12 protein-coding genes and 1 pseudogene are annotated in these 12,384 nt (G+C 52.1%); 4 read left to right on the top strand and 9 right to left on the bottom strand.

Annotated features, from left to right (window positions below):
- Positions 1-277: 277 nt before the first annotated feature.
- The 6 genes and pseudogenes from ACA074_RS09940 to ACA074_RS09915 all read right to left on the bottom strand — a co-directional run.
- Positions 278-784 carry a P-loop nucleotide/nucleoside kinase family protein gene (locus ACA074_RS09940; protein WP_497678892.1) on the bottom strand — a complete coding sequence of 169 codons (507 nt, stop codon included), beginning with the start codon at positions 782-784 and terminating at the stop codon, positions 278-280.
- A 22-nt stretch (positions 785-806) separates the two neighbouring features.
- Positions 807-2,384 (bottom strand): IS66 family transposase, encoded by a 1,578-nt coding sequence (gene tnpC / locus ACA074_RS09935; RefSeq protein ID WP_497678891.1) that lies wholly within the window; start codon positions 2,382-2,384, stop codon positions 807-809.
- A gap of 61 nt (positions 2,385-2,445) precedes the next feature.
- Positions 2,446-2,781, bottom strand: coding sequence for an IS66 family insertion sequence element accessory protein TnpB (tnpB, locus tag ACA074_RS09930; protein ID WP_339493220.1), 336 nt, complete (start codon positions 2,779-2,781; stop codon positions 2,446-2,448).
- Positions 2,778-3,110 (bottom strand): IS66-like element accessory protein TnpA, encoded by a 333-nt coding sequence (gene tnpA, locus ACA074_RS09925; protein ID WP_497678890.1) that lies wholly within the window; start codon positions 3,108-3,110, stop codon positions 2,778-2,780. The genes tnpB and tnpA overlap by 4 nt, the downstream gene beginning before the upstream one ends.
- A 118-nt stretch (positions 3,111-3,228) precedes the next feature.
- Complete coding sequence (locus ACA074_RS09920; RefSeq protein ID WP_497678889.1) at positions 3,229-6,372, bottom strand: autotransporter outer membrane beta-barrel domain-containing protein; 3,144 nt, start codon at positions 6,370-6,372, stop codon at positions 3,229-3,231.
- A gap of 1,048 nt (positions 6,373-7,420) precedes the next feature.
- Positions 7,421-7,603: pseudogene (locus ACA074_RS09915) on the bottom strand (ice nucleation protein); the annotation flags it as partial.
- 387 nt (positions 7,604-7,990) lie between these two features.
- On the opposite strand from ACA074_RS09915, the gene ACA074_RS09910 reads away from it, so the two are divergent.
- The 3 genes from ACA074_RS09910 to ACA074_RS09900 all read left to right on the top strand — a co-directional run bounded on the left by ACA074_RS09910 (position 7,991) and on the right by ACA074_RS09900 (position 10,380).
- On the top strand, positions 7,991-8,287 hold the full coding sequence (locus tag ACA074_RS09910) for a hypothetical protein (RefSeq protein WP_497678888.1): 297 nt from the start codon (positions 7,991-7,993) through the stop codon (positions 8,285-8,287).
- 92 nt (positions 8,288-8,379) lie between these two features.
- On the top strand, positions 8,380-9,582 hold the full coding sequence (locus tag ACA074_RS09905) for an HBL/NHE enterotoxin family protein (protein ID WP_497678887.1): 1,203 nt from the start codon (positions 8,380-8,382) through the stop codon (positions 9,580-9,582).
- A gap of 237 nt (positions 9,583-9,819) precedes the next feature.
- Positions 9,820-10,380 carry a fasciclin domain-containing protein gene (locus ACA074_RS09900; protein WP_497678886.1) on the top strand — a complete coding sequence of 187 codons (561 nt, stop codon included), beginning with the start codon at positions 9,820-9,822 and terminating at the stop codon, positions 10,378-10,380.
- Positions 10,381-10,738: 358 nt separating this feature from the next.
- Here ACA074_RS09900 and ACA074_RS09895 read toward each other — a convergent pair whose 3' ends face one another.
- On the bottom strand, positions 10,739-11,038 hold the full coding sequence (locus tag ACA074_RS09895) for a hypothetical protein (RefSeq protein WP_497678885.1): 300 nt from the start codon (positions 11,036-11,038) through the stop codon (positions 10,739-10,741).
- Positions 11,039-11,191: 153 nt separating this feature from the next.
- Between ACA074_RS09895 and ACA074_RS09890 the strand changes: the two genes are divergently transcribed.
- Positions 11,192-11,491 (top strand): hypothetical protein, encoded by a 300-nt coding sequence (locus ACA074_RS09890; protein WP_497678884.1) that lies wholly within the window; start codon positions 11,192-11,194, stop codon positions 11,489-11,491.
- A 58-nt stretch (positions 11,492-11,549) separates the two neighbouring features.
- Here the strand turns inward: ACA074_RS09890 and ACA074_RS09885 are convergent, their stop codons facing one another.
- Both ACA074_RS09885 and ACA074_RS09880 read right to left on the bottom strand, forming a co-directional pair.
- On the bottom strand, positions 11,550-12,074 hold the full coding sequence (locus ACA074_RS09885; RefSeq protein WP_497678883.1) for an HAD domain-containing protein: 525 nt from the start codon (positions 12,072-12,074) through the stop codon (positions 11,550-11,552).
- Between the two features lie 42 nt (positions 12,075-12,116).
- Positions 12,117-12,269: an antitoxin VbhA family protein gene (locus tag ACA074_RS09880; protein ID WP_420865094.1), complete on the bottom strand. Its 153-nt coding sequence runs from the start codon at positions 12,267-12,269 to the stop codon at positions 12,117-12,119.
- Positions 12,270-12,384: the final 115 nt, after the last annotated feature.

Raw genomic sequence — 12,384 nt, 5'->3', positions numbered from 1 at the left:
TAAGTGGGCAGTGGCCTAAACCTACAACTGCCAACCCAAACGTCAATCGCATACAAGTCATGCGACCCTATTGGCTAAAGGCACAGTTGGTTTTCATGTAGGAATCGGTTCTTGCCTCGAATGACGAAATGCAACTGGCGATTCATATTAACAACACAAACGAACAAGACCCGAATTCATAGATCCGGGTCTTGTTCGCTTATTTGAAACTGCCTTCAGGAGTAAGCGTCTGCTAATCACACCTTGCGACCTTGCGACCTTGGGCCTTTAGCTGGCGCTACTCCTGGGATAAAAATAGTTCGGTGATCATCGCCACCGCCTGCGCCGGAGACGTCAGGGCTGTGTCTATATTAAACGGAGCGCTTTCCCACGCCTCGTATTCATGATCCAGTACAGACTGCCAGGTTGGTGGAGTCAGCCCAGGAATATCAATCTTTCTGGTTTCTACCCGGCGCTGGTGTTCATGTTTATCAGAGCAGATCACTTGGATGTTCACTAATGGAGCACCAGAGCGTGTGGCGACATCGCTCCACGCCTTTCGGCTTTCGATTACTGGGTTAACACAGTCAACTATGACCGTGCTGCCAAAACGAAGATTGCTCAGAGCAAGCTCATTGGCGACCATGTAACCGCTCCGCCCTACGTCTTGTGCAAGAGCACCGGAGTCTCGAATAGCCTGCTCAATCGTATCGATCCGCAGATACACGGCACTTGTTTTGGTGGCAAGGTCACTTGCGATAGTCGTTTTTCCGGTACCTGGAAGGCCGCTGAAGACAATGAGCATTCTATGTCCTTAGGTTAGTGAGTTAACCCAGTTTAGGTGGCTGCCAGTTATGCGGCAGCAACTGGTCGATTTCACTCGCCCGCTGTGTCGGCAGCCGCGTGAGAACATCCTTCAAATAAGCACACGGATCATGCCCATTCAACCGCGCAGACTGGATCAAACTCATGATCGCCGCCGCCCGTTTTCCGCTGCGTATCGACCCTGCAAAGAGCCAGTTCTTACGTCCAAGAGCCCATGGGTGGATTTGATTCTCGGCCCAGTTGTTGTCAATGGGTACGGCCCCGTCATCGAGGTAGCGCGACAGCGCTGCCCAGCGTTTCAGGCTGTAATCCAACGCTCTGCTGATAGCCGAACCTTCGGGCACAAGATCACGCTGGGCGATCATCCAGGCATGCAGCATATCCATCACCGGTAAGGCTTTTTCTTGCCGTATTCGGCGCCGTAAATCCGGTTCAAGGTCGCGGGCTTCGCTCTCGATTTCGTACAGCAACTGGATATAACGCAGAGCCTGCTCGGCGAGCAGGCTCTTGTTGGTGGCGTGCAGTTCGAAGAACTTGCGCCGCGCATGGGCCATGCAGCCGATCTCGGTCACGCCGAGTTCAAAACTGGCCTTGTAACCGCCAAAATCATCACACACCAGCTTGCCCTTCCAGTCTTGCAGGAAGTTGCGAGCGTGCTCACCGGCTCTGCTGGGGCTGAAGTCATAAACGACAGCCGCTGTTTCGCAGAATTGGCTGGTGGCGTAGGCCCACACATAAGAACGATGGGTTTTCTTCGAGCCCGGAGCGAGCATTTGCACGGGTGTTTCATCGGCGTGGATGACCTGGTGCCCGAGCACTACATCGCGCAGCGCATCGACCAGAGGTTGCAACTGCACGCCAGTAACTCCAACCCATTGGGCCAAGGTTGAGCGTGGAATCGCCAGGCCCGCTCTACCGAAAATCGATTCCTGACGGTAAAGAGGCAGATGGTCGGCAAACTTCGCGATCATGACGTGGGCCAACAGGCCGGCGGTCGGGATACCCTTGTCGATGACCTGTGCCGGAACGGGTGCCTGGATCAGTGTTTCGCAGTCATCGCATACCCACTTGCCACGGACATGGCGCTCGACGGTAAATACGCCGGGCGTGTAGTCCAGCTTCTCGCTGACGTCCTCGCCGATGCGCTTTAGGGCGCAGCCGCATGGGCAGTGAGTATTGTCCGGTTCGTGATGGATCAGTGTGCGTGGAAACTCAGCCGGTAATGCGGTGCGCTTGGGCTTCTGCTTTTTCTCAGCCGGAGTTATCACTGCCTGCAAGCTTTGAAGCTCTGCTTCAATTGCGGCGATATCGGTGTCGATCAGATCATCGAGCAGGCTGGCCTGCTCGGGATTCATCTGCTCGCTACGCTTGGCAAATTTCAAACGCTTGAGTTGCGCGATCTCGTGGGTCAATTTTTCGATCAGCGTTTGGTCGCGGCTGATCTTCTTGCCCATGGTCTCGACCGTCTTGCCCATCGTCTCGACTTGCTGGTCGAGTGTATCGACACGCTGTATCAACTGCGCCGCCAAAGTGCGCAGTTGTTCAGGGGTAAGGTGATCGAGATTGGGGAGCGAAGTCATGGTGCCGATTTTGCCAGACCAGGCAATTCGCGGCGATAGACCGATAGGCTAATGGCAGCCGTTAAAGCAGTGTGATCGCACCGCCGGAGCCCGCGCGCTGCCACGGCAGGCCCAACACCAGGGCCTGGAGTTGCTCGGTATCCAGCTCTATTTCAGAGCCATGGCGAATGCCTGGCCAGTGGAACTTACCTTGGTTCAACCGGCGAGCAGCCAGCCAGATGCCGAAGCCGTCATGCACCAGAACTTTCATCCGAGTGGCGCGGCGGTTGGCGAACAGATAAGCACAGTGCGGCTTCGCCGCACCGAACACCGCTATCACTCTGGCCAACGCGGTCTCGGTGCCTGCTCGCATGTCCATCGGCTCGGTAGCGAGCCAGATGGAGTCGATGCGAATCATCGCAGCAGGTCTCGAAGAAAGGTCGCGCACGCAGCAGCACTTTCAGTTGGCCAGTTCACTTTGACGGTGCCACGCGGGTGCTGGATCTCAACGCAGATATTCGATGATGCAGCTTGCGAATTTACTCCGGCCAGCTGCATGGGTAACGGAATAAACGCAGGTTGCGGCGCCGTGTTTTTCTGCGCTTGTACCCGAATCCATTTATGGACGAGGTTTGCGTTGAGGCTATGGCTGAGCGCGATGCTGGCAATAGAAGCGCCGGGCTGGGCACACTCTTGAATGACTTGGGCCTTGAAGGACTTGGAGTAGGAACGGCGTTGTGGCTGCATGAAATACCCGCTTAAAAGGCTAGAACTGGTGTCCACCTAAATTTAAGTGCACACCATGTCCTGGCCTCGCGGGGCTGGGTAGATGACTTGGCCGGACGCATACCTTCAGGAGAGGATTTTACCAAGCGTAGCGGTAGCCTACGTTCACCGAATAAGGCTGTTCGATGCCATTGCCCTTGGTGTATTCCGCATCGATGAAGAACTTGTGCTTCTCGACGGTTTGTAGGATTACCCCGCCACCGATTTCGGCCCGCGAACCTGGCAACTTGCTGTCCAGTCTCACATCGTTGACGCTCACCTTGCTGTCACCGGCATGTTCGGTAATCCACGATGCTTTGGCGTATGGCTGCACTGACATACCGTTATTCAGTTTCATGTTGCGACCGAACAGGCTGCCAACTCGGCTCTGAACGGAAGTAACGGCGTCCTGTTCGACTTTCAAGCCATTGCTTGCGGTGTAATCGCCACTGCCCACGCGGAACGCTTGCACTTCCAGTTGTGGTTCGACGAACCAGCCTTGTCCAAGATCGATTTGCTTGCCAACCTCTACGCTCGCCGCGATTGCGTGATTCTTGTATTTACCATCCACCTTCTTACCCATATTGCTGGTGATGTCGACCTTGTTGTCCAAGTGGGTGTACTTCAGCACGCTGTCAACGTACACGCCGCTTTGGTCGATGTAGGTTGCATAGGTGCCGAGCATGGCGCTGTCGATCTGGCCTTTGCTGCCTTCGCCGAAGTTCTGACGAGCCTCACCTTGTCCGGCCATACCGCCGATGTACAGCTTGCCGTTGTAGAAAGGAATGGCCTTGTCGGCGCCGATCTCGAAACCGTTGACCTGCTGCTCAAAGGCACGGCTGGAACCTGTATCGATGCGCTGCTCCTTCCCGAAGCCACGAGTCCACAGACCACCCTCATCATTGCCCATACGCAACTCGCCCAGTCGTTTGGTCAAGGCATTCATCTGTGCACCGATGAGTCCTGTGGCCGCCGCCTGTTGAGCGATGGCAGCGTTCGCGCCCTTACTCAGATTCTCCGGCTGAGGATTGCTAATAACTGGTTTAACGGGCGCAACGATACCTCCGGCACCGCCACCGGTATTACCCACTGACTCCTCGCCATCGCCCGCACCGCCACCGGTATCAACCACTGGCCCTTCACCACCGCCCGCATCCTCGGCAGTGCCGGCCAGGTACCAGTCATCGCCGCGCTGCTCGAGGCCATAACGGAAGGCACCCACGTCGACTTTACCGCCGTACAAATCGAACTTCCCCGCGCCGCCATTGGTATCCACCAGCATCAGTGCTTCACCTTGGGCCTGGCGGCCGGAATCGGCAACGATCAGCGTGTGCTCCCCGTCAACTTGCCCTTCAACCTTGAGCAAGTCGCCTTGCAGCGTCGCCAAGTCAGTGTTGAGCAAGAAGCTGCCATTGCCGCTCAAATTGCCCACCGTCAGCGTTTTGAACAAGCCGTTGGAGTGGTCGAAATTTACACGGCCGTCGTTCAACGAAAGAGCGCTCACCGAAGAGTCGCCAGTCATAGTCCACATACTGCCACCACGAAGGCTCAGATTATGTAAACCAGTCGATGCGCCTTTCCAGGTAGAAGCTTCGTTAAGGTTAAGGCTGCTGTCGAGGGTGTAATCACGGTCGATCTCCACGTTCCCTTTAAGTCGGGAGCCGTTAGTGGCGCTCAGTGCTACGCTCACAACTCGCTGTCCTCCCGATTTGGCAGTCCCGCCGGCCATTAATGTTTTACCTTCGATGGTAGAGCTGTCAGCAGTCACATCAAAAGCAACGGAGTCGCCCGCCTTGATAGCAACATTATCGGAACTGACTACAGTATTCTTAAGCAGGGCGTTTTTCTGAAGCGATCCATAAGCGCCAATAGCAGTGGCAAATTTGCCATTCACCTTAATACTTGAATTATCGAAGCTAACAGTGGAAACAGGTGAACTAGAGGCCAGCCCCAGGCCTATGTTGTCCTCTTTGACGCTATCATCAGCCAGACTCATAGCAATATCGACGTTATTGCCCACAACTGTGCCCCCATTGCGGGCGACAATACCCGAGCCACCTACTTCACCGTGAATACGAACGTTATCGAGGGTTACATTTCCAGCATCAGCATAGATTCCATCGCTCCCCGACATTTCAATATCGCTGTTGACAAGATTTACGTATGAATTAGCAAGCGCCCAAACCATTGGCGCATTCGTGCCGCTGTTTTTGATATTCACATTGTTCGCATTGACAATGCCTCCATTTGCGACAGAGATGGCAGTATCCGTTGAGTGCAGGTTTGACGACTCAACATTCGCCGTCCCTCCAGCTTCAGCCCTTATCGCTTCGCTTTTAGAGGCAATGTCCATGTTCTTGACATTAACGGCCCCCCCTCCATAGGCATTAACTCCGTAACTGTCACCAGTTCCGCTTGTGGTGATACTGCCGCCGTCCAGACTTATATCAGCACCCTTTCCGTTAGCCTGCACTCCAATACCATTGGCGCCCGAGGTACTGATCACGATATCGTTCGCCACCACCGTCCCGCCTGGGAGGGCGTATATTCCATAGCCCCTGTGATTGGTGGTTTTAATGGAGACTCCGCGAACGTTGACGTTACTGGTTCCTGTTGTTGCAATTGCATACCCGTGATATCCGTGGGTAACAATATCGAGGTTGCTGACATCGGCCGTCGAATTCGTCACGAGCAGGCCCGAGCCTGCGCTGTTGATCTGCACATCGTTACCACGTAGCTGGCTTGCTTCTTTGACATTCAACGCGACGCTGTCACCCAGTGCAGCGACTTGGGTATTTTGAAGGTTTACCGTAGAGCCGCCAGACGCCATCAACCCAGACGTCTTGGCCTTGAGGGAATTTACGGTCATGCCGATCAAATTCAGCGTGGAGTTGCTTCCTACCAGAACAGCGCCTAAGCCGGTGCCTGAAGTGCTGAGAATGCCGCTGCTCCAAGTCGCCTCACCGTCATTCATAACCTGCAATGCAGGGTTGTTGTTACCTGATGCCGCCACTGTCCCGGTTCCGCTATAGGTCGTGCCGTCGACGACCATAACAGCGGCGTGCCCCATGCTGGAAAAAGCCAACAACAAGCTGGCGGACAGTGTGTTCAAGGCAAAAGCCGGAGCTTTTGAAGAAAAGCGCACAAGGCTGTTGCGCGATTTTAAAGCGTCAGACGCCGACTCCGACGGCAACGTAAAGTAGGTGCGCGTGCGATTCCATATAGTTCGGTAAATGCTGTTCATAAATCCCTCACTCATTGGTTTTTTTCAGGACACGCTTAAACAAGCTGGCGCTGGAAAGTCATTGAGGAGAGATTTGAACAGGAAATTTAGCGGCAAAAACTCAGGCTCTTCCGACGGAGTTGTAGGAAATTTCCTACGCGTGAGCCGCTCTTTTTGGCACTCAGCAACTCGTATCACCGTCTACTTACAGATGAGACCTAGCGGAATTGAGGGGTAGGTATTAGGCGTTTCCTGCCCTTCGCGACAGTAAGCAATCGGCCAGAAGCAGACGCTCATAGACGACTGCGTTCGCCTCAAAGCTGCCGGTCAGCAGTGGTAGAAACCAGCGGTATGCAGCCTTTCAGCTCCAATGGTACTAAGCTAAAAGTGGCTACCGGGCAAGAAGGTGATAAAAGAGGGGCCCTGCTAATCTCGCCACCAGGATCGAGCGCGCCTTGATAGGCTTGGCGCCTTTCGCCATGACATCGCCAAGAAAACGTAATCAGGGACATCATCTAACAATGGAAAACGCTATGACGGCTCGGTGCCCCAACTGTGGCCATATCCCCATCAGGCTGTCGCCCACCCATAAGTGCCCCGAATGCGAAGTCTTTAATCATGAATGGCTGATTTATGACTGGAAAAGCTTTTCATCCTTCAGACGTCAGCACCTCAAATACAATATTCTGATAATCAGCATGGTAGTCATTAACATCGTCGCGCTGGTGACGCTTGAATCCAGCAATGTCGTTTTCTGGATGCTAAACGTTCTATCTATTCCAGCCACAATCAGTTTATTTCTATGCCTCAATGATCTTCGAGGACAAGCGAAGTACGAAGGGCATAACAGTCGCGCTGTTTTACCTTGGTTTTCGGGTTTCACGGGGTTCTGACCAGAGCGTCTGCTTCTGACCGATTTCAGCCCTTCGCGACATGCAGAAATCGGCCACGAGCGGACACTCAACATAACTCCTAGTCACCATGGTGCAGAATGCCCTTCCAAAGAGCGGCAGCCTCGATTAAATAATTCCTCACTGCTTAGGGATTACACACCTCGAAAATATCGTTATTACTCCTCTGCTTTATTCACAATATTTCCATTTTCATCTACTTGATACGGCGTATCAGCCTCTACTCCATTTTTTCCTGTGTTGACTACCTTGTTGGTATAGCGCTTCCCGTCCCAGCATCTGAAAATCAGTGTCGAGTTCTCCCCGCCAGTCAGAGTTGAGCCCAGGCTGCCGATTAACCGGCAGTCAGGTTAACGTCCATTTGCAGCCCGCCGCCAGCGTGCAGAACTCGCCATCGACGTATCACCCAGGGGACGCGCCTATTGAAGGCTAAGCTTCGATACCAAAACCGTCAATAAAGCATCAGACTCAGAGTGACATCATCTGGAATCAACAATCTTATGAAATCATTAGAGTTTTCACTAATCCAAAATTACAAGCATTTTTTCTTGGCACGCTTTCCGAACCATTCTATATTCAGTGATGCTATCTAGCTTGGCTCCAGAGGATTGCTCACGCCGCAAATATAATTAAAAACCCGGAGCTCGCCACGAAAAATTCGAATAGTTGTTAAAACAGCAACAAACATTACGCACCAACATGAAGACCAAAATCAAAAGGACTTTAAGATGAAAATGAAACTTGAGAGCCGCCCTATAACTCCTGCAATTTATGGAAAATCTTCTTTGTCCGTGCACCAGACTTCACTTAAGAACGAAAAACTCACCCACGCGGATATAGTGGCTCAGCAGAGCGCCCTAGTATTGACGGCACAAATCCCGATTGATTCAATCTTCGCAGAAAGTGGCTTGGATGCAATCCCACTAGCTGCAACTCAAAGCTTATTTAAATTAAGTGTCAAATATTATTTGGATGGACTACAAGCTATCGGAGATCAAAAGCTCTTTTTCACGGGATGCAGATAACGACTGGCTCGCATTTAAACTACAACTGCAAAAACCATCAAGAGCACTCAGCGACTTAAGCAAATAAAGCCAAAATCTTATAAGGAAATAAAATGAACGCTCATCAAGAAAATGAAATACCAGACACTCTCACACCAGCACTGCAATCCATAACATCAATGCAGCAAATACATATCGGCGCGGAAATCACCATACAAGCTTACGCGCTGAGCATCTTAAACCAACAACCAATGGAGCTCCATAATTTTCCACACCTTAAAGACGAAGAATACAAGATCAACTTTGCCCTTTCCGGTGCAAAAGCCCACGCCAAGGACTATCTAGACGACCTACAACCAAAAATATTACGGTCGCTAGCGGATATGGAAAATTATATCGCTCTGCACCAGTCATCAACAAACTTTTTGAACGCCGACATGCCTATCCAAGATTTTTTGGACATTCTAACAAGCTTAAAAAACAGTACGTCCGATTACCGAAACACAGCAAACGACGTCGTAGCAAAACTCACAACACTGCGCGACTCTTTAACTAGTGATTCTTCTGCGTTCGGCAAACTTGTATCTGACTTTCACTCAAAAACTGGTGGCGACGTGGATGAGTTGAAGAATATTACTGATCAAATAACAACTATTCAACATGACATAAGTTTGGATATTGCGTTAGCTGCGGCAAGCGGTCTGGGCATCCTCGCGGGCGGCGTGCTTATTTTTGTAGGCGCAGCCACCGAGGTTTTCACTGCTAACGCAAGTACAGCAGCAGTGATAGGAGGTATCGGACTCCTCGCGGCAGGCATTGGCGGTGAAGCAGCCACAGGGGTTAGGCTTTGGCAACTAATACAAGAAAAGTCGGAATTAGTTAACAAACAGGTAGCTTTACAGGATGAAATCAAAGCTACACAAAACCTAGTCGCAGGCTATACAGGCTTGGCGCAACACTCTCAGGACGCTTATAACGCAGCAAAAAACATGGCGAACACCTGGAACTTGTTAGGTGATGGGCTGGACTCTATGATCTCGCTAATTACAAAAGATCAAAACCTCGCCAGTAAAGAATATGCCAAAAAAATCCTCATTAGAATTATGTGCGGAGCAGTGATCAACGAAATCAAAAACTTAGGTACAAATATAAAACTCATCGAAGAACAATACTCTGGCATCCATCAAAAAACCAGGTCGATTATAAACAATAAAGAACGTGACTCGGTATTTTACTTTCACGAATCTCGCTCAACTGCGACACCTCAAATAAACGTCGACCCTACCAAAACCGTATTAGAATTGATGAAGGGATAATTATATCAGCTCATGCCTTTTGAAGGCGTGAGCTCTCCGCCGCACATCCGCAAAAAGGAGCAAATTTATGTACAACTGACTGTCCGCTATTGGCCGAAAACAGCCGCTCATCAACGGCCGCTTCTGCCCAGAAACAGGCATTCGAAAAATATTTACCCTGAGTTGCATCCGTTTCAGCAGCTGCTCCGTAAATTCAGCACCCTCATTCGAAGGGTCGAAGAATCAAGGAGACGCATCATGCACAAGTCCATCAAACGCTTCGCCATTACCTGCCTTACTGTGCTGTCACTCGGCACTGGATTGGCTTTCGCTGCCGACACCGTGATGGTCGGTGGCGCCGCCATGTATCCGACCAAGACAATCGTCGAAAACGCCGTCAACTCCAAAGATCACACGACGCTCGTCGCAGCGGTCAAAGCTGCCGGACTGGTTGATACGCTGAACAGTAAAGGGCCGTTCACCGTCTTCGCCCCCACCAATGAGGCCTTCGCCAAGTTACCCGCCGGAACCGTCGATACGCTGATCAAACCAGAACACAAAGCTGACCTGACAAAAATCCTGACTTACCACGTAGTGGCCGGCACTCACACTGCCAAACAGTTGATGGAGGACGCCAAAATGAACGGAGGCAAAGTGATGCTGAAAACCGTCCAGGGCGAATCACTGAGCGTGATGCTGCACGATGGCAAGTTGTGGGTAGAGGACGCCAAAGGAGACAAGGCTACCGTTACCATCGCCGACGTCATGCAATCCAATGGCGTGATTCACGTGATCGATACGGTCATGCTGCCTAATTGATTCTGCCAGCCTCGGCAGACGCTCTTCAGAGCGTCTGCTATGGGTCGAAAAGCGGCTTCTGACCGGCTACTTCTGGCCGATCTCTGCCGGTGCCGATGCGCTGCAATGGATCGCTCCGCCCCGCTCCTGAGTGCTAACCGTACAGGTCAAGTCCAATGCAAATGGCAGTTCAGAACGGATGAAAGCGGGTGGTCAAGTGCAGTACGATTTGGCAACGCTGATCTAGCCGCCAGTACACCTAAGCGCCTGGAGTTTTTGGTTCCACTGCCTACAGTATCAATGGGTCGATGAGATGCGTTACCACCAGATCGGCCGAAAAAGGTGAGGCGCTGCATTGGTGATTGGACGAAGGGAGCTGTCAGTCGTCTCCCCAAGGATCGAATTTTTCCCCATACCTAGCGCGTAGGGCGCGATTGCGTTCGATCCGCCAAATCCACGGATCGTAGTCCTCTGGCAATGCGGCGAGCTTAGCGCTGATGATCATTTGCACCGATTCGTCACGCAGTAATCTACTGGTCAGTTCGCGGTATTGGCCACGCGTAACCACACCATAAGTGGCGTGATTTTCTTTTACGTAGAAGTCGGTCAATCCCACTCGCAGATGGCCGTATTTTTTTACGTCGTCGGGGTAGACGTCCTCAAGGCTAAGGTGCCCCATATCGAACTCCAGGTTTCACAGCCGCAATCGAAAGCCTGCGCCATCATAAAAATCGTTCCTTCGCGACAGCGCCTACGTAAACCAGCCAACAGCAGGCCATTAAGTGTGCGCGTGATAACCTCGGTACAGATATCACTGTTCTGAGAACCCGCTTTGAACACACCTGACGCACGTGCCGATTTCAATACCCTGATCAACGCCCCAAAGTTTTCGGACGGCCCAGTCGGGCAGCACCAAAAGAAACGGTGGCGACTGCTGGCTGAAAACATGTACCAAAGCACCACAATAGAAGCACTGCTCGAAGTGAGAGGCAAAGCAGAAGGCTACATCCATGGCCTTGTGGATGCCGGACACCTCTCGACCAAGGACTACGAGCGTGATTACCTTATTCTGTGCATCGCTCAAAGGCGGTGTGAATTCCTGCGCAAATTGCTGAGCGAATACGGTTACTGAAGCAATAAACTCATGTTTTTCAGCAATGCAAAGCGTCTCGGGAAGTGTTTTTACGTCCTCATAAGGCTCTCAGTTTGAACCGTAGCTCCTCCTGGGTCAGCACTGAGCTAAGACCTAGGTCAGGATCAGTCCGGATCAGCCGTTGATCGTGATCCGGCCAGCTTTCAAAAGGATCATCATCTAGGGCGATCCAATTCGTCAGGCCGGCCCTAGTTACCGCAGCACGGATCTGCTGATATCGGCTGTGCATGTCGTAGCCCTCAAACGGAGCCCTGGGCATCCTTGAGTGCCAAGTACTGCTCACGGTGAGAGCTTGCAACTCTGGCGGCAAGGCGGCGCGTGCACGGCGGTAACCGAGGATGCGCGCCCAGCTTGTCGATAAGCTGATTTTGACTTGAGGAAATTCCTTCAGTATCGCTACCAGGATTCCGGCATGCATCATGAGTTGCCCGGGTGCACGCAACTCCAAACCACTCCGGGTACGGTAAACGTCGTCTGGGTGCAGCACTCCATCAAAATCGAGAAATAGAACTCGATCATTCGGCGCCAGCCGGCTGCTTGTCTGGGGGTTCGAATCAAGCATGGTAAAGATCTGTCAAAGCCGGCCTTCCTGAAAGTTAACTGCTTACCGTGGAGAGCACTGCCGTATGGACTCAATCAACTCCATCAGAAGTTCGTCAAGACTGACCAGGCCATCCGCATATCGCTGCAACTCAGCAAGGTGCGTAGAGGAAGGCCTCACACCTTCGAGTGCCTGACAACCAAGAACCTCTGCCACTGCTTTACGACGTCGTTCGCGCTCGAGATCATCGATCTGCACGTGCCACCTCCCCTTCGCCTCGCCGAAGCCTCCACCAAAGGGGAAGCCTGGCTATGAAGTGTTTACTTAAACG

It is taken from the genome of Pseudomonas sp. LBUM1655 (assembly GCF_059716085.1).
This window is presented reverse-complemented; position numbering and strand designations above follow the sequence as displayed.